Raw genomic sequence first — 18238 nt, forward strand, 5'->3', positions numbered from 1 at the left:
AATCATCTCAAGGATTCTCGTATGACTAAAAAGGTCACGAGCCAAGATTGGAGCGTGATATACCTTGAACGAAAACTTTAAGAAGATCCCTAGAATGAAAAATACAAGGTTACGCCATGCTGAGTATTATGGCATGACTGAAATCTTCGATGAACTTTATGCAAAAAGTAAGGATAAACAAAAATTTAAAAACCTCATGTCAATCATTACTTCAGACAACAACATTCTACTCGCCTATCGAAATATTAAACGGAATAACGGAAGTGCCACGCCTGGAGTCGATGAAGTTACGATAAAGGACGTTGAAGAGCTTGGAACCCATGAGTTTATTGGAATTGTGAAGAAAAGATTTAAACAGTATAATCCTCGAAAAGTAAAACGTGTGGAAATTCCAAAACCTAATGGAAAAACTAGACCATTAGGTATTCCATCTATGTGGGATAGAATTGCACAACAATGTATTCTACAAGTACTGGAACCTATATGTGAAGCTAATTTTTATAAATATAGTTATGGGTTTAGACCGACAAAATCAGCTGAAAATGCAATATCTGCATGTAATGGGCGAATAAACAATAATAAAATGCAATATGTAGTGGACATAGACATTAAAGGTTTCTTTGATGAAGTGAAACATCCAAAGCTTATGCGACAAATTTGGACAATGGGTATTCGTGATAAACAATTACTTGTGATTATACGTAAAATGTTAAAAGCGCCTATTGTTTTACCAAATGGAGAAATCGTACATCCAACAAAAGGGACACCGCAAGGTGGAATACTTTCCCCTCTATTGGCGAATATCACTTTAAATGAATTTGATTGGTGGATTGCAAACCAATGGGAAAGTAAAAAGTGTCGAACGATTAACGACTATTTTAATAAGAAAACAGGATGGTATAATCGTCAATATCGCTATCAACAACTTAGAAAAACATCTACATTAAAAGAAATGTACATTGTCCGCTACGCAGATGATTTTAAAATTTTTACTACAACGCGATTAAATGCCGAAAAGATTTTCATGGCAAGCAAAATGTGGCTAGAGGAACGGTTAAACCTTCCTATTTCTGGGGAGAAATCTCAAATTACAAATCTGAAAAAGAAAAGTAGCGAGTTTCTCGGCTTTGAACTGAAAATGGAACGAAAAGGATATGACCGTTTTGGCCGCAGAAAATACGTTTGTCAATCACATATAGCAGAAAAAGCACGAAAGAGGATTAAGAAACAACTCAAAGACCAAATCAAACTCATGCAAAGAGTTCCCAATGGAAACGAATTAATCAAGAACGTTCGAATTTATAATAGTATGGTTATTGGCATTCACAATTATTATCAAATTGCGACGCAAGTAGTCAATAGTTTGATGCCAATACAATACCAATTAACACAAATAGAACGTCAACGATTAAAGCAATTTTCATTGCGAAAAACAACCAATTATCCAATCAAAGATAAAGGCATTAAACCTTATTTAAAATCAAAGATGACAAGATATATTAATGGATATCCCCTCATTCCTATTGGGTTCATTAAAACAAAAACAGCATTAATGCCCAAAAATAGTGTTAATAAATTTACCAAAGAAGGACGAGAACTAATACATCGGGAACAAAAGTCGGTTCCGAACTGGCAAGTTCAATGGATTAGGGAACACCCTATCATTAATGAACGGACAACGATAGAATTCAATGACAATCGAATATCGCTGTTTATAGCCCAAAATGGAAAATGCGCAGTAACTGGGGAAGAATTGATTCTAACGGAAATGGATTGCCATCATAAAACATTATGGAGTAAAACGAAGGATGATAGTTATTCCAACTTAGTGCTAATTACTAGAGATGTTCACCGGCTAATCCATTCCACAGATGTAGAAACTATCCAAAGGTATCTTGAATTTCTTGAATTAAATGAGGAACAACTTATAAAGCTGAATAAACTAAGATTGTTAATTGGAAATGAAATAATCAAGTAAATTAGGGATTTAAATTAAACTAAGTAGATTGAGGAAAATGAAATAGAAGGCAAACGATGGCATGCCGTGTGCGATGAAAGTTGCACGCACGGTGTAGAGCAGGGGAAAAGGTGGAGATAACCTCAAAGTCTTACCTATTGCTATCATCAGGACATAGTATGGAGTCTCATGAAGATGTTGAAGTAACTAAGAGATTAAAGGAGTGTGGAAACATTATTGGTATACCTCTTTTAGATCATGTCATTATTGGAGATAACAGCTATGTAAGTTTAATGAAAAAGGGGATTATCTAATACAGAGCAATAAGCCAACTATTTTTAAGGGTGTGTATGGAGGAATAGGAAGATTCTAAAGCGTTTATTCGCATGGATCTTCTTATTCTTTTTTATTTGTAAGGGTGATTTATAAAAGTATTCATAATATATGATTCATGGAAATGGACATATTAAAAGGTCAGAAATATAGGATAAGAAAAAAAGGATCTATGCCTAATAAACTAACAAGATAGCTCTAACTTAACGCGAGAAAAATTAGCTTAAAGGCTTTTGATATGAAGGAAAAAGAAGCAGCAAGCTGCTCAAGTGATAGAAAAGTAGTAGAAGAAAACCCAATAGCATTCAACGAGCAAACTTTGGAGTTAGTAAACCATTTATAGCTGAAGGGAATAATGCGGGGATTGAAGATTTGAATGTAGAACTTGTTCTCAAAGCAATGGAAATAGCTTTAGAAAAGAATACGCCTAAGGTGAACGTAAACGTTTAGAACAAGTATTAGCTAAATATCGAAAAGAGTCTTAAGTCAAATGGAATTTTCTTCCCTAAAAGAGCTGTTCCATTGTTATACATAAGAACCCCTCTTGAATATCAAGGAGGGAACAGCATAACCTCGTTTGGGTTCGAACCAGCGACCGCCACCTTGTTAAGGTAGCGGTCTTTTTGATATATTACTCTTCTTTCTGTATTATAAATTCCCAAAACTTCTTTAATTCCTCTCGTTTTTGGGGAGAGGCACTTTTAATTGATGTAAACCATTTCTCTAATTCTGTATTATGTACTTCGATACTATCTTTTGCAATGAATCCTATTTCTTCTAATAAGGATTTAGTACTTATATTCATGGCGTTTGCTATCTTTTCTATTACTAATAGTGTTGGTTCTACAGGTTTTCCTGTTCTGGAATCTACGCCTTTTTCAAGTTTGTCTATATAAGTATGACTAACATCGCATTTTTGAGCAAAATCGCGCAAGGATAGTTTATTTGTTAATCGATAATTTTTAATAATTTCACCAAGAGTTTTCTTCATATGTAATCCTCCTATTACAATTGTAAACAATAATTTACAAAAAGAAACTAAAATAGAGAAAAAACATGTAAAACATTGTTGACGATTTAGTAAACTATGATTTACAATTATTTGTAATTATATGAATACATAAGCGGAGAGGAGTAGAGCAGTGAATAGGATAGCTGAATTACGGAAAGAAAAACTAATATCACAAGAAAAATTAGCGGAACAAGTTGGTTTATCGCGCACTTATATTTCTGAGATAGAGAATAATAAAAAACAACCAAACGTTAAGTTAGCTATAAAAATAGCAAAGGTTTTGGGAAAAAGCGTTGAATCTATTTTTGGGCCCACTTGTAAACTATAGTTTACAAGTGGGGTGAGTGAGAATTCAATTACCTTACATAGCAGCTACCTCATAATATAAACAATTTAATTAACGGTAAAAATACGGAGAAGGAAGTGGTTAAATATGAACATGAAAACATTTGAAATGCGTGAAAAACGTTTAGCAGAACTACTAGGTGCAAAAGTACTATGGGAATTTATCAGTGCCGTCACAGAGGAAATTGAAAAGCAGGAATTAGAGTCTACACCAGGTTTGTTAGAAGATCTATTCATACATGTGAAAGAAACCATTCAAATTCAAAATATGAATCAACGCATAACAAAGGCCCCTGTAAAAACAGAGGCTGGTAGTATAGATAAAGAGACATTATATATAGAAGCATATGTAGAATTAATTAATCATAAGTTTGTTATTTCTGAATTAGCTGTAGAGCTTTCATCTGTTCTAAAAGAATTAAATTGTTTTGTTCAATCATCTTTGCCACAGCTTCAAAGTGAGCTTGATTCTCAAGAACCTCAATCTGCTTCTCTTTAGGGAGTGATTGAAGTATTTCTTTTATTTCTTTACACTCGTATATGTTATTCTCCGAGTATTCGATTAATTTATTGCGACGATTGGTGTATTCAAGTGCACCTAAAGTCGCTAATACGCGAGGGTCTAACCCTAGAATTTCCATGTATTCCTCTCCTTTCCTCTACAATAATTCGATAGGGGGAATGAGATTCCTTTAATGAATTAGTAGAGTCTTTATATAGCTATACAAATGGTTAATGATTAGTAGACATGTTACCTAGCAGGAATGTAATAGAATTAGATTTTAAAGAGATTCTAAAAAGGATGGAAAGAAAGGAGAATTCAGTAATTCTCACTCTTTTTTCTTAAATGCTAAATATGAAAAGGTTGTTTCCTTTTATCATGAATTTTACATTGGTTTCTTTGGGAAAGATTAGGGATATATATAGGATATGGCGGATGAATGAATAGATAAACAAAATGAATGAAAATTGTAAGAATTGCAGGGAATGTTAAGGGGTTATTAGGTAATAAATTTTAAAGTATTTAAGAGTGGGAAGATGTGTATCAATCGTTACTTAAAAAGTAAAAGATTAATGATTAAATAGGGAGGAGTGTCTAAGGTACTTGTATAGATGAAATAATAGAGCATATGAAATTAAAGCATGATGAAACATGTTGAAATAAATAGAAGGGGATTTTTAGGTAGGTTAAGCAGAGAAATAAGGCATGCTGAGAAAGTGGCTATTGAATTTGAAGAAGTTAAAGTCTGAAAGGTGTCACTTATGTAAGAATATCTATTACTAATTTACTCTATATAAAAAAGCAGCTGCACAAAAGTACAGCTAGTCTTCTTCGCAAACTTATATGGCCTCGATGACGGATTGGGATTTAGGTATAAATAGTAATTGTGCTGCTAAGGAAGTTGTTGTGTTAGCAAATGGGTATGCTTCCTTATAAAGAAATTTACTATACACTATTTCATTCATTTCAAAGGTCGTATACAGTTTTTTAAGGATTTTTTGAGAAATTTTATTTGTACAAGCAGCGATAAAATCATAATCTCTTTTACTTATTTCTTGAATGGCATGTGAAAGAAGGGTAGTGACTATACCACTTCCCATCCAATCTGGATGACAAGCGCCCATATCTAGATAGACCAATTTTTCTTTATCTAAATGAGAAAATTCAATAGATTCTGTCTCTAATGTATCTAAAAGTTGAAAAATAGGTTCCATTTGCGGGCATAGTTCAATCGCTTTCTCTGTATCTATTAGTGGCTGAGTTACTTTTTTTGTTAAAAGAACTCCAACAATTTGAAAATTTTCTATTGCTACAAATGACATAGCTTGAGATACAGCTTGTTTCATCATTTCTTCGCACATTTTGTGAAAAGGAGCAAAAGGAATTTGTAAACTGCTTACAAGAGGTTCGTTATTCACAAAAGAATGTGCAAGTAAATGTGCTGCATCTTTCACGTGGTGTGTATCTAGTAGCTCTATATTCATATGTTTTTCCTCTTTTCCTGATATAGTTAATAGTGATTAAAAGGATTAAAAATTTTATTTAATTTAGTTAAATTTAATTATTAAAGCGCTAACAAATATGGTTATTAAACATATGAATAAATCTGTTTAGTAGCAATCGAAATATGTTCATAAAGAAATGCTACGATTTCATCTATACATTCAACAGTTGTATATGGAGAGATAGAAAAGAATTTTAATGTGGAAATTGAATTTCTATCACAACTGTTTATTACATCTACTACACAAGAACGAGTTGTATCGCCAAAAAATACTTGATCACGATTTTTTCCTAGATAATTAAATAGGTCTATATTTAACTGATTTGTATCCTCAATCTCTTCTTTTGTTGCAAAGCCTATTCGTTCTTTTTCCCAATTTTCTTGGCCATCTCCATTCATATAGAAACGGAAAGTTGTAATTGGTCCAAATGTAAAATCATTTGTGATTGCGACTTGAGGCAGGGCCTTGCGCAACTTCTCTCTAAATAATAGATTTACACGAATATAATTTGCTAATAATTTTTGATATCCATTAATTCCAAAGGCTAATAGATTGATATACATTGGAATAGCACTACCAGCTCGTGAGCATTCTAAGGTATAGCCTGTATGATAACTACCATATGATCTATTACCAAGATAAGGTGTATCATCTTGTTCAATGTCCATCAGTTGTAAATCAGTATGGCTTTTTACGATTAAAATACTTGAGGCATAAGGTGTTTGTCCTAATTTATGAAAATCAAAACATACACTATCTGCAAGAGACATATATTGCATTTTATCTTGTACGTATTGTAAGGCATTTTTTACATTAGGTTCAAATAAGAGTGGATTTTCTTCAAAATTATAATTATTAAAGAAGCTATAGAATCCGCCCATTGCAGAATCAGCATGGATATAAATAGGCTTTAATTTATATTTTTTCTGTATTGTTTCAGCGCTCTCTTTAATTTTTTTTATATCATCAATGGTAAATGTATCTGTTGACCCCATAGTAGCTAGAATATAGAGGGGGATACCGCCATTTTTAATAACCTGTATCATTTTATTCTCTAAATCTTCTATATCCATAGAATTTGTATAAGGATCAGTTTTCACTTTTATTAAGTGATTTGACCCGATGCCAGTTGCTTCAGCTGACTTTAATAAACTATAATGTGCATTTTCAGAAGCAAAGCAATATACATTTTGTGGAGCGCCATGTTCTTTTGCTGATGGGAATTGTTTAGAAATTGCTAAGCGCAAGCTCGAAAACACGCATCCTTGTCCACCCCATGTTGTATAGCCACCGCTATTATGAGGATTATAACCAATCAGTTTTGAAAGCATGGATACAACTTTTACTTCTGCTTCAGCTGCCCCTGGACCATATACATCCCAAACACCATTACCATTTAAAAGGGCCATGGTTATTACACCTAATAGTGAAGGTATACTTGGTAGTGGTACAGCGTTAGACAAGTAATATTTATTTGGATAAGGATGACCATTCATAAATTGGTTTAGCTCTTCTATAACCTCAGACATAGTGATTCCAGCTAGTGGAATATGACTTTGGTGAATTAAGCCATTGTAGTATCCTTCGGATTTTTCCTCACATTTACCTAAAGTAGCTCGCTCTTCATTTTTTAATCGGTCAAGATTTTTAATTATTTTCTGCATAGATTCTAATAAAAGTTGTTGTTTTTCTTCATTTCCGTCAACGCTCGGAAATAGTTTTAAAATATCTTGCATGCAGTCACTTCTCCTTGTGAAAAACTGGATTTTTATTTTACTTGGTTAAACATAAGGGTATAATAATTTGTAATTGTCCTTTCGAACACTTAGAAATGAGGAGCTATTTAGAAAAAAATGTAATTCCATAGAAGATTATATGAACTATGGAATTTAAAGTAAAGAAAATTTTTTTGATTTATTTTAAAAAAGTAATTGTGAGATAATGAAGTTTCTAAAAAAAATTCTGAATTAATTGTTTATTCGGTTTGGATGTTGCCCTAGCATGTATTCAACTAGTGTAATAGATATTTTTATATAATGTAGAACGTATTATAAGGTAGTTGAATAAAAGGGCTCAACTACCTTATAAATTGTAGAAATCGTTGGGAAAAGATAAAAAAATTAAGGTGAAAGTGCTAAAAGAATGTTCTAGTGGAGAAGAAGTAGTATGTTTAATTGGACAACAACAGATGACGTAATATTTGGCATATTGCTTTTAGGGGCAATCGCAATTGCAACCAGATACACAATTAATCAAATACAATAACGTACCTATGAAAGTAGGTGCTTTATTCTTTGTTATATAGAAATTACACATTAATTCATATTTAAACCATTGAAAAGAAAAGGGTATTGATTGTTGTTTACTGATGAGACGGATGGATAACCTTATGTTTAATAGTTACGTATAGCTATATAGGTGTTTTTTAGTAAGAATCCTATATTATTCTTTATTTACCTACACTTATACTGTTACTACCTTATTAAGATATCACCATTGATTTAAGGTGGCTTATATAAAATAAATAATTGAGATTTTTCGGAAGGGGAGACGAACTTTCATTTTTATGTATTAATTAACTAAATTTTCAAATATCGATACTTCTTATGTTAATATTTGGTATATAATGAAATTAACCCGTGGTCAACATGTTTGCTCCGATTCAAGTTATGAGATAGTTTGTTTCACCTTTTGTACATTATTTGAAAAAGAACTTGTAGCGACCCTACAAGTTCTTTTTCCTACATTGTACTCTTCAAGTTATAGCAAGAGTACAATAAAATTTATCACATAATTTAAAAATGACTATTTAATTATCCATTTTCTAAACGCATAATTATTTTGTTACTGCTCTGTAAACATTTAAACTTTTTGGCTTAAAGTTTGTATTGTTATCTTGCTTATCTACACCATTCTTGTAAAGGAATTGAACTGCTTCATATGGTTTATCTTTAAAACCATATTTATCAATTATTAAGGCTAATGTCGCCGAAACTTTAGGAGCTGCAAGCGAAGTTCCGAATTTAAAAGAGTACGAACCTCCTATAGTAGTACTCATAATATGTTCCTTTTCAAAAAGTTTCTCCTTAATCCAAGTTTCCGGACCATATTGACTTAATAATCTTAAATCACCACCTGGAGCCGTTATATTTGTAAATCCTTCTCCAAAGTTGGAGAAAACTGAAATTTCATTTGATGGTCCTGTTGAAGATACAGTGACTACGTCTGGTATACTTGCAGGAATATCCAATACATTCCCTTCAAAAATTATATCCTTAGAGTCTAAATTCATTTTAAAAAATTCATTCATTTGATTATTATCCTTTACATTTAAACCATCATTACCGCTGGCCGCAACAGTAACACTCCCAAGGCTTTTAGCATAATTGATAGCTCTTTTATAACCTTCAATTTCCGCAATATCTCCTACATATTTCTCTCCATTTAATAAATATGTTCCATCCAACAAATATGTTCCTAAACTTAAATTTATAACATCAACATCATCTTTTGCTGCTTCTACAATACCCTTCATTATCCAAATTGACTCGCCTCCTAATCCACCAAATACTCTATACGATTTAATACCTATTCCTGGAGCAACCCCTTTTAACAGTCCATTTGCAGCGATTTGTCCAGCAACACTGGTACCATGGCCCAAAATGTCATTAGTGTCATGCATATTTCCAGTTTCATTCGGTTCTCTTCCTCTTAGTCCATTTCTTGGAACTAAATTTTTAGAACCAAAAACGATATTATTTTTTAAATCTGGATGTTCCTGATCCAAACCTGAATCTATAATTCCAACAGTTACATTTTTGGTTCCAGAAAATATTTTATAACTTTCACCATCATTAGTAATTTTTTTCATATCCCATTGATAATCCCATTTACTATTACTTAACTCACCAATATTTTTATCATAAATTGGTTGTTTATCACTAACCCTTACTGAGTTGCTAAAATTTTTAATAATAGAGCTATGACTGATTTTTTTCATATCCTTCTCTTTTGCTTTTACCTGCAAAACCCCAATTTCCTTAACAGAATATAAAATTTCTCCATTATATTTACTAATTAATTCTTCTGCACTTCTATAGTTCCCATCCTCTTTTAATAAAATTGTATAATAGTTTTCTCCATCCTGTTCGGCATGGACTAAATCTACGAATTGGATCATTGACAATAAAATAAAGAAAATAAAAGTAAATTTTAAAAATTTCATATAACAACCTCCTCGATCATTAATGGATTAATAAACTATTAAAATAATAGAAGGACAGCTAAACTACTAATAAACTTTTATGACTTTAAAGAACTAATAGAAATAACACCATCCTTTCCTTAACTATCTCCTAACTTAACTAAAACATAGATGATCAAAGGTTAGTCACAAAATTTTAACATATGTAAAATTGCATATTTAAATAATTATATTGGATTATATTGTATAATTCTAATCAGAACCTTCGGAAATAAAGGAAGGTTCTGATTATTTAATAGGAGGGATTTTTATGTTGAAGAAATTAGTAATAGGAGCTGTATCTACTGGTATTATGTTATCTGGTGCTGGAGGTGTACTTGCAGCTGAAAAACCAGCAATGGTCAAAAATGAAGTATCAAACTTTGTTCAACCAAGAGATACTACTGTTTCGTTAGGTCTTAATAGTACTTACTATATGACTGGTTCACGTTTTAGCATCCTATATGGAAGCAACGTAGTTTCTCTTTCCGGAAATAAGGTCACAACTATAGGGGAAGGGACAGCCCAAGTAGCAGCTTACAAATCTAATGGAGATTTAAGTGGTGTATATACATTCGTTGTAAAACGTTAATTTTTTCATTTCTTTATCTATACTTACAATTTTCATAATTTATTGTGATATAGATATTGTTTTAAATTGTTTGTACAAAATAAATAATTATTACTTTTAAGGATGAGAAATAATATATTATCTTCACTTCTTAAATAGCGTAAATTTAAAATTACAAACATTGGAAGTTGTTATAAAATGAAATCAAATCTTATCAATATGTTTTCCGCGCTATAAATAATGAGATATTCTATGTATCACATATATTTGCTTTAAACCAAAAAGAACTTGTAGTAATCACTACAAGTTCTTTTTGGTTTTCTTATTGTATTAGAAAAGAGTCCTTCTAAATATAGCAGAAATAATAATGAAGTGTTTATTTCTTGTTTGCTAACTCAAGCTGTGTATATTTGAATTTCAGTAGGTTTCATTAATAAAAATAGTTTGGACTATAGAATAAAACATTAGATCGTTAAAAAATAAGCAAAAAGGGAGGAGCCACCAACATTCTTCCCTTTTTCCTGTAATTAGGGTTTCTATATTAATGAATATAGAAGATTATAAAATGTTGGATGCAACAGTTTACACTCAAAATTATGATTTATCATATATAGTGAAGAATACAAAAACTCTGTATAGGATGAATTTAATCCTAATAATTTATTTATAGTGAATTAAAAACTTTAAAAATAAAAAGGTTAATTTTATCAATACAAGTCTTTTCTTTTACATATTAAAATGGAAGCACCCTTTCAATGTATACTGACCCCTTTACAAATTGTGAAGGGTTTTTTTACCAAACGGGTTTTATCATTTTAGCCAATTCATCTCCAACCTACTCACTTCGCATTCCTTGAAGAAGGAGTCTTCTTGGCTAAAATGATAAATTAATGAGATGGAATTAAAGTTTCAATGAGGAGAGTAGCATCATTAATAGTAAAACATGTTTTAGCTACTACAAGAGGAACTTTGATCAGATGTTATTGAATTCAAAGAAGTTAAAGTATGAAAGATGTAATTTATTTTTGCTTCTATATTTATTATAATTTAATCCATATAGAAAAGTAGCTGCAAAGTAAAATGTACCCTATAGAATAGACACTTGAAAAAAGTCTATTCTATAGGGTATTTCTTGTATAATAAAAGGAAAATTGGGATCGGAGAATGTTGAAAATGACAAAAAAGCTATTTACAGAAAGAGAAATTCAAATTTTATCAAATAACCTATACGTAAAATCTGTAAGTCAGAAAGTTATCACTTATACAGAGTAATTTAAGCATATTTTTATTGAGGAAAATGAAAAAGGAAAGCTACCTCGAAATATTTTTGAAGAATGTGGTTTTGATATAGATATGATTGGAATGAAACGAGTTATGTCATCGGGAAGTAGATGGCGTGCTGCTTATAGAAAAAATGGTGTATTGGGTTTAAGGGATACACGTATCGAAAACGCTGGAAGAACTCTTGAGAGAGAGCTTACGTTAGAAGAAAAGTATGCCCGTTTAGAAGCCGAACGAAACTTACTAAAGGCGGAAAATGAATTGCTAAAAAAATCAAACTTATGGAAGGGAGGATGAGAAGGAACTAACACTACCACCTAGTCAGAAATTCATCTTGATTCGTTCTGTCATCATGAAATACAACTTAAGGAATATGGTCAGTCATTTTTGAAAAGTAATTATAGTATCCCGTTCGGGATACTATAATTACTTTTCAGTTTCATCTCAAGAACAACGGAAACAAAAGAGTGATCGAGATGAAATCTTGAAGGAAACCATATTAAAAGCACTTCGATTTAGAAATAGAAAGGAGGGGGCTCGTCAGATAAAGATGACATTGGCGGGTCAGTTTCAAGTTGTCTACAATTTAAAGCGTATCCGTAGAATTATGAAGAAATACGAGATTGTCTGTCCGGTTCGCAAAGCGAATCCTTATAAAAGAATGCTTAAAGCTACAAAAGAACATTGAATAGTACCGAATCAATTAAATCGGGAATTTAAACAAAATACCCCAGGGAAAACACTTCTTGCAGATATTACCTATTTAGTTTACGGTAAGAATCAAAGGGCCTATTTATCTACAATTTTAGACGGCTCAACTAATGAAATTTTAGCTTACCATGTTTCAGAACAGATGACATTAGAGCTCGTAACGACAACTCTCCATAAACTAAAAAGGAATCCGCGGACTCGATTGACTGAAGGTGCTTATATTCATTCAGATCAAGGATCCCACTACACAAGCTCTACCTATCAAAAGCTAGTCAAAAAGCTAAACCTTGGACAATCCATGTCAAGAAAAGGCAACTGTTGAGATAACACCCCACAAGAATCGTTTTTTGGTCATCTGAAAGATGAAGCTCATATAAAACCTTGCGCGTCTTTTAATGAATTGAAACAAGAGATTAAGAAATATATGACGTATTATAATCACTATAGATATCAATGGAATTTAAAAAAGATGACTCCTGTTGGATACAGAAATCATCTTCTTGATGTTGCTTAATTTTTTTCAAAATGTCCTTTACAAAGGGTACAGATTAAAAGTGCAACTACTTTTTTTCACAAAAACATTATTATGCACATAACATCTTTAGCGTAAACTTGCGCTTAATGGTACTTGAGAATAAACTGTGAAATTGTTACCATAAGTACCGTGTTTAGAAAATGAGGAAGAAATTGAACCGTTCCAAATTTTGTAGGTAGATCCAGATGTATCTGTTCTTAGAAGTACATTTGAAAAGCTAGCTTGGCTAAAGGAGTTACGTCCAGTATCTTCAACACCCTGAACCATTTTTACTGGTTCGTATTGAGAAAATGAGCCATATACAGGCTGATTTGCATATCTAGGGCTTCCATTTACATACATAGTAACCGTACCATTTCCGTTATTAATTATTTTAAGGTTTACCCGATCACCATCTTTAATTGATGTGTCATATTGTGTGTTCCAATATTTACTGTTTTGACCTGATTCATTATATCCTGAATTAAGAAATACTTTATATCCACTTGGTGTTTTTGAAATACCACCCTCAACTTTAGATGCTCCAATACCTAAATACCAATTTACATACCCATCTTTAACAACAACTGATTTTGGTAGATTTATATCAGCTGCAATCCCGGTATAAGTACTATTTGTAACACTTTTTACAGCGCCTTCTGTAGCTGCAAAACTAGTAGTTGAAAACATTGATAGAGAAATTAGAAGTGAACCAACTAGATACATCATTTTTTTCTTACTTTTCCATAATACTTGATTCATTTTAGATCCCCCATATTTTAAATTGTTAAATTGTATGAAAAGTTGGCCAACTAACTACAACTTACAAATTAACGATATATCAGGTTTCATTTAATGTATATATTTTCCTGTTAGAAGTCACCAAAATGTCAAATAAATTTGTTTTTTTATATTTATCAATATAGGTGGAGTTGACAGATTAAAGTGGCATGTCTATTTAAATATAAGAAGATTTTGTTAAAAATACAATTAAAACCCATCAATGTGTTGGGGATAATATGTACTAGGATTCATTTAGGGGAGAGAACTATGGAATGAATATAGCGGGATTTTTCAAAGGGTATTTCTGAAATGTTTAGAAGTGGATTAAAAACAAAGGAAATAAATGAAACGTTTTTGTTAAGGAATTCATTGAAATAGTTCGTAGATGAAGGGGAATATATGATTTATAAGACATGGATTTCCTATATAAAAGAAGAAAGGGGATCCAGCTATGGGAAATACAAGATCGAAGTTAGATAATGCAGTTATTGAAGAGGCTATAGAGACATTAAAAGATGAAAATGAATGTTTACGTATGGAAATTGATTACTTAAAAAAGTTAAAGGCCTTCGTTCAAAAAGAGATGGAATTACAGAACAAGACAAAGCAAAAGTAATTTATCTTACAAAATTCGAGGGTATGGAACAGATTAAGATAGTATTAGATAATTATATAGTTCATTACAATAGAAAAAAATCAAAGTACAGTTAAAAAGAATGAGTCCAGTATAATACCGGACTCACATTCAAACAGCCGCTTAATTTTTTGTTTAATTCTTCAGGTCCAGTTCATCATAGGCGATCGATTGTTGGCTTGCTAAGCTTAGTGATTGTTATTCTTTAACTGATCTTAAATTACGTTAGTTTAAGTATTGAGAGTAAAAGAATAGGAATAGAAAAATTAATGTTTTGCTAAATAATCTATTAAAGAAACTTAAAGGAATAACAAGTTCTCCTATTGTAAGGATTTTAAGTTTATCCTTATTTAGTCCTTTTATTAATTCTTTTAATGTTTGGAAGTTTATTTTATTAACGAAAGACCAACTTGGCACAGCTTTTGTATCTGAACCTATTTTGAAAACGATATGAATACTATGTGCATGAAAACCGCTTATTATTAAAATAAGCATAAATCCTAAAATAATGAACCAAGTCATTTTTCAACACCTCCTTTGAGTATCTAATATTAAGATATTAAAACCGTTGAGAAAGTGTGCTGTTGTCCATGAAAAATATTGAGAATTTGTTGAGGGAATATTGAAAATATTGCAATGCGATTGATTGTAGGAGAGTTAATAATGTTTGTCAGATTATATGCGTGAAAAAAGGAAATAGGAAAGAGAACAGTTGCGTAGACTGTTCTCTTAAGGAGCGGAAGTGCTGAACATTTTCAATGACAATGATTCAAGCCTTCCGTTAATAGTATGTGCATATATTTATCATTTTAGCCAAGAAGATTCCTTCCTCAAGGAGTGTGTGAAGGGCAACAGCCCAGGAGTAGGTGGGAGATGAATTGGCTTCGAACAAGGGATGGCAGGAAGCCATCTTAATTGTTCGACATATAGAAAGTATTACTTCACTATCTATCGAATGTACGTTTGGTTTATAATAGTTATATACCGAAATGGAGGTGAATGAAATGATGATTAATAAAGCCTATAAGTTTCGTATCTATCCAAATCAAGCACAAGCCATTCTAATCAACAAAACGATTGGTTGTTCCCGCTTTGTATTCAATCATTTCCTATCCTTATGGGATCACGCATACAAAGAGACAGGGCAAGGCTTGACCTATGGTACATGCTCTGCCAAACTCCCTGCCATGAAGAAAGATTTTGTTTGGCTCAAAGAAGTGGATAGTATTGCGATTCAGTCGTCTGTTCGCAACCTTGCGGATGCTTATACGCGCTTTTTCAAAAAACAAAACAGCGCCCCGCGCTTTAAATCTAAGAAGAACAACGTACAATCTTATACCACAAAACAAACAAATGAAAATATTGCCGTTGTAGGGAACAAAATAAAGTTGCCGAAACTAGGCCTTGTTCGATGTGCCAAAAGTCGTGAAGTAGAGGGACGTATTGTAAGTGCCACTGTTAGACGAAGCCCTTCTGGCAGATATTTTGTGTCACTATTAGTTGAAACAGAAGTACAAGAACTTCCGAAAACACATTCTTACATTGGAATAGATGTAGGACTAAAAGATTTCGCTATTTTGTCAGATGGAAAACCCTATAAAAATCCGAAGTTTTTCCGATCATTAGAAGATAAGTTGGCGAAAGCACAGCGTGTTCTTTCTAGAAGAACGAAAGGATCTTCTCGGTGGAATAAACAACGAGTCAAGGTAGCTAGAATTCATGAATACATATCAAATGCTAGAAAAGATTACTTGGACAAAATCTCAACCGAAATCATCAAAAACCACGATGTTATCGGTATAGAGGATTTGCAAGTATCGAATATGTTAAAGAATCATAAGTTAGCAAAAGCAATTAGTGAGGTATCATGGTCACAATTTCGAACTATGTTGGAATATAAAGCAAAATGGTATGGAAAACAAGTCATTGTCGTATCAAAAACATTTCCTTCCAGCCAATTATGTTCTTGTTGTGGATATCAAAATAAAGACGTTAAAAATTTAAACCTACGTGAATGGGACTGTCCTTCTTGTCGTATACACCATGATAGGGATATTAACGCAAGTATCAATATAAAGAATGAAGCGATAAGGCTTCTAACCGCAAGGACTGCGGGGTTAGCCTAATCAATTAGAGTTCGATAGAACTCTTTACTTAGGAATCCCTCACTTCTAAACAAAGTGAAAGTGGGGGTAGTTCAAAATTCATACAAGAAAGGCAGCTATAAAAAATAGCCGCCTTGCCTCAGGGAGAATTCAAGAAAATTAGAGATTCATTATGGATACAGATTGGCTATTACCAATTTATTTATATTATTAGCAGGGGTTCAATAAATTATTCATAAGTTAAGATCTTACTTCATTGTAGGATGAGTGACATGCAAAGTAAAAAGAGCACTTTTTAAAAGTGCTCTTTTTAAGGTGTGTATTAGGACTTGAAAGAGGCATCAATGAAATGTAGAAGGAGATATCTCTATACAACATATGGAGGTACTATGGAAGGGTGACGATAAAAAATAAAGGAGATAATTCTTTTTAGCGACTTAAGATGTAGTCAATTGTATTACATAATTTTATGAGTAATATTGTAGTGTCTTGCATGTGGATATTAAATGTCTAATAATCAAATTAGTCAAATACTTTTCTACCGGTGCTTTATCAAGGTTGATTAGCTCGTAAGTATGAAGCGTTACGCTATAAGATAGAAATACTTACAAATTTTAAAAGAATTCCATTTGTGTACCAAGAAGCAAAATATATTTATGATAAAATATAGAAAAAGATGATTAAGAAGGGACAATTAAAGTGAAACCAACAATTTATGATGTTGCGGAAAAAGCAGGTGTATCAATAGCAACTGTATCCAAGGTAATTAATCAAACAGGGCGTATTAGTGAAAAAACAATAAACAAAGTAAATCAGGTAATGGACGAATTAGATTATCAGCCAAGTAGTGTAGCAGCAGCGTTAACAGGTAAAAAAACATATACGATTGGGGTACTTGTCCCAGATATCTCAAATCCATTTTTTGCAGAAGTAGCAAGAGCTTTTGAAAATAGTGCACGAGAATCAGGGTATACACTCATTTTATGTAGTACAGACCATCAAACAAAACGTGAGCACGAATACATTGATTTACTATTTAAAAAGCAAGTAGATGGCATTATTATTGCAACGGAATTAAATGATTATAAACTAGTTAAAAAAATAGTGAATCGAGATTTGCCGCTTGTACTATTTACAGTAGATCATCCTTCCATCACAACTCATGTTGTGACAACTGATGATATGAGGGGAGGCTACCTAGCTGGAAGTTATCTAACGCAAAAAGGCCATACATCTTTAACGATTATGATGGAGAAGGATAGAAAAAGTAGCTTAGGCAGATTGAATGGTTTCAAACAAGCGCTTACGGATTCAGGGATCCCGTTAGATGATGAGGCTATCATTAGCTGCTATTCGACAGTGGAAGATAGTAAACGTGCAAGTAAGGAATTACTTCATTTGCCTAACAGGCCTACAGCAGTTTTTGCTTGTACAGATTTGATTGCTATATGCCTTATGAATGAAGCAAGAAAACAAGGGCTTTCAATTCCAGAAGATTTATCAATTATCGGATTTGATAATACAATCTATGCTGAGATTGCAGATCCTGGGTTAACGACGATTGAACAGCCAATTAAACAAATGGCAGCTTGTACGTTTGAACAACTCTTAAAAACGATGGAAATGAAGGAACATGCTAAGCAAAAAATTACTATTATTCCTCAGTTAGTAGAGAGATCCTCAGTAAAGGATATTACATGAAAACTTTTTTAATAGCCTATTTGAATGTAACGAAAAGAAGG

General features: G+C 32.3%; 13 protein-coding genes and 3 pseudogenes. 10 read left to right on the forward strand and 6 right to left on the reverse strand.

Features of this window, described 5'->3' with window-relative positions; translation table 11 throughout:
- The first annotated feature begins 64 nt into the window (after positions 1–64).
- The 3 genes and pseudogenes from ltrA to ACW0JX_RS28540 all read left to right on the forward strand — a co-directional run.
- Positions 65–1978 carry a group II intron reverse transcriptase/maturase gene (gene ltrA, locus ACW0JX_RS28530; protein ID WP_459245323.1) on the forward strand — a complete coding sequence of 638 codons (1914 nt, stop codon included), beginning with the start codon at positions 65–67 and terminating at the stop codon, positions 1976–1978.
- A 146-nt stretch (positions 1979–2124) separates the two neighbouring features.
- Positions 2125–2271, forward strand: a pseudogene (locus tag ACW0JX_RS28535) (JAB domain-containing protein); the annotation flags it as partial.
- Positions 2272–2534: 263 nt separating this feature from the next.
- Positions 2535–2728: pseudogene (locus ACW0JX_RS28540) on the forward strand (DnaD domain-containing protein); the annotation flags it as partial.
- A 193-nt stretch (positions 2729–2921) separates the two neighbouring features.
- Here the strand turns inward: ACW0JX_RS28540 and ACW0JX_RS28545 are convergent.
- Positions 2922–3281: a helix-turn-helix domain-containing protein gene (locus ACW0JX_RS28545; protein ID WP_048538706.1), complete on the reverse strand. Its 360-nt coding sequence runs from the start codon at positions 3279–3281 to the stop codon at positions 2922–2924.
- A gap of 151 nt (positions 3282–3432) precedes the next feature.
- Here ACW0JX_RS28545 and ACW0JX_RS28550 point away from each other — a divergent pair, with 151 nt between their 5' ends.
- A complete protein-coding gene (locus tag ACW0JX_RS28550; protein ID WP_016136230.1) occupies positions 3433–3630 on the forward strand; it encodes a helix-turn-helix transcriptional regulator in 198 nt (65 codons plus the stop codon).
- Positions 3631–3735: 105 nt separating this feature from the next.
- Positions 3736–4146 (forward strand): hypothetical protein, encoded by a 411-nt coding sequence (locus ACW0JX_RS28555; RefSeq protein WP_098178854.1) that lies wholly within the window; start codon positions 3736–3738, stop codon positions 4144–4146.
- A gap of 842 nt (positions 4147–4988) precedes the next feature.
- Here ACW0JX_RS28555 and ACW0JX_RS28560 read toward each other — a convergent pair.
- From ACW0JX_RS28560 to ACW0JX_RS28570, 3 genes are all read right to left on the reverse strand, one after another.
- Positions 4989–5633: a GNAT family N-acetyltransferase gene (locus ACW0JX_RS28560; RefSeq protein ID WP_459245856.1), complete on the reverse strand. Its 645-nt coding sequence runs from the start codon at positions 5631–5633 to the stop codon at positions 4989–4991.
- Between the two features lie 104 nt (positions 5634–5737).
- Positions 5738–7390 carry a pyridoxal phosphate-dependent decarboxylase family protein gene (locus ACW0JX_RS28565; RefSeq protein WP_459245857.1) on the reverse strand — a complete coding sequence of 551 codons (1653 nt, stop codon included), beginning with the start codon at positions 7388–7390 and terminating at the stop codon, positions 5738–5740.
- Positions 7391–8490: 1100 nt separating this feature from the next.
- Positions 8491–9879, reverse strand: coding sequence for a S8 family peptidase (locus ACW0JX_RS28570; RefSeq protein ID WP_459245858.1), 1389 nt, complete (start codon positions 9877–9879; stop codon positions 8491–8493).
- 289 nt (positions 9880–10168) lie between these two features.
- Between ACW0JX_RS28570 and ACW0JX_RS28575 the strand changes: the two genes are divergently transcribed.
- Together ACW0JX_RS28575 and ACW0JX_RS28580 are read left to right on the forward strand one after the other, a co-directional pair.
- Positions 10169–10489, forward strand: coding sequence for a hypothetical protein (locus ACW0JX_RS28575; RefSeq protein ID WP_459245859.1), 321 nt, complete (start codon positions 10169–10171; stop codon positions 10487–10489).
- Positions 10490–11632: 1143 nt separating this feature from the next.
- A pseudogene (locus tag ACW0JX_RS28580) lies at positions 11633–12974 on the forward strand (IS3 family transposase).
- A gap of 87 nt (positions 12975–13061) precedes the next feature.
- On the opposite strand, the gene ACW0JX_RS28585 reads toward ACW0JX_RS28580, so the two are convergent.
- Positions 13062–13736 carry a hypothetical protein gene (locus tag ACW0JX_RS28585; RefSeq protein WP_459245860.1) on the reverse strand — a complete coding sequence of 225 codons (675 nt, stop codon included), beginning with the start codon at positions 13734–13736 and terminating at the stop codon, positions 13062–13064.
- A 472-nt stretch (positions 13737–14208) separates the two neighbouring features.
- Between ACW0JX_RS28585 and ACW0JX_RS28590 the strand changes: the two genes are divergently transcribed.
- A complete protein-coding gene (locus tag ACW0JX_RS28590; protein ID WP_459245861.1) occupies positions 14209–14373 on the forward strand; it encodes a hypothetical protein in 165 nt (54 codons plus the stop codon).
- Positions 14374–14616: 243 nt separating this feature from the next.
- Here the strand turns inward: ACW0JX_RS28590 and ACW0JX_RS28595 are convergent, their stop codons facing one another.
- Positions 14617–14913 carry a hypothetical protein gene (locus tag ACW0JX_RS28595; RefSeq protein WP_050844914.1) on the reverse strand — a complete coding sequence of 99 codons (297 nt, stop codon included), beginning with the start codon at positions 14911–14913 and terminating at the stop codon, positions 14617–14619.
- Between the two features lie 482 nt (positions 14914–15395).
- On the opposite strand from ACW0JX_RS28595, the gene tnpB reads away from it, so the two are divergent.
- Together tnpB and ACW0JX_RS28605 are read left to right on the forward strand one after the other, a co-directional pair.
- Positions 15396–16517, forward strand: coding sequence for an IS200/IS605 family element RNA-guided endonuclease TnpB (gene tnpB, locus ACW0JX_RS28600; RefSeq protein WP_459245862.1), 1122 nt, complete (start codon positions 15396–15398; stop codon positions 16515–16517).
- Positions 16518–17195: 678 nt separating this feature from the next.
- Positions 17196–18197, forward strand: a complete 1002-nt coding sequence (locus ACW0JX_RS28605; protein WP_098568344.1) for a LacI family DNA-binding transcriptional regulator — start codon at positions 17196–17198, stop codon at positions 18195–18197.
- The last annotated feature ends 41 nt before the right edge of the window (positions 18198–18238 follow it).

Source organism: Bacillus sp. C-3-6, from assembly GCF_054509685.1.

Bases quoted from the DNA above. Each gene is read 5' to 3' on its own strand.
- tnpB (WP_459245862.1), top strand. From the start codon at position 15,396: ATGATGATTAATAAAGCCTATAAGTTTCGTATCTATCCAAATCAAGCA.
- ACW0JX_RS28560 (WP_459245856.1), bottom strand. From the start codon at position 5,633: ATGAATATAGAGCTACTAGATACACACCACGTGAAAGATGCAGCACAT.
- ACW0JX_RS28565 (WP_459245857.1), bottom strand. From the start codon at position 7,390: ATGCAAGATATTTTAAAACTATTTCCGAGCGTTGACGGAAATGAAGAA.
- ACW0JX_RS28585 (WP_459245860.1), bottom strand. From the start codon at position 13,736: ATGAATCAAGTATTATGGAAAAGTAAGAAAAAAATGATGTATCTAGTT.
- ACW0JX_RS28595 (WP_050844914.1), bottom strand. From the start codon at position 14,913: ATGACTTGGTTCATTATTTTAGGATTTATGCTTATTTTAATAATAAGC.
- ACW0JX_RS28590 (WP_459245861.1), top strand. From the start codon at position 14,209: ATGGGAAATACAAGATCGAAGTTAGATAATGCAGTTATTGAAGAGGCT.
- ACW0JX_RS28570 (WP_459245858.1), bottom strand. From the start codon at position 9,879: ATGAAATTTTTAAAATTTACTTTTATTTTCTTTATTTTATTGTCAATG.
- ACW0JX_RS28575 (WP_459245859.1), top strand. From the start codon at position 10,169: ATGTTGAAGAAATTAGTAATAGGAGCTGTATCTACTGGTATTATGTTA.
- ACW0JX_RS28545 (WP_048538706.1), bottom strand. From the start codon at position 3,281: ATGAAGAAAACTCTTGGTGAAATTATTAAAAATTATCGATTAACAAAT.
- ACW0JX_RS28555 (WP_098178854.1), top strand. From the start codon at position 3,736: ATGAACATGAAAACATTTGAAATGCGTGAAAAACGTTTAGCAGAACTA.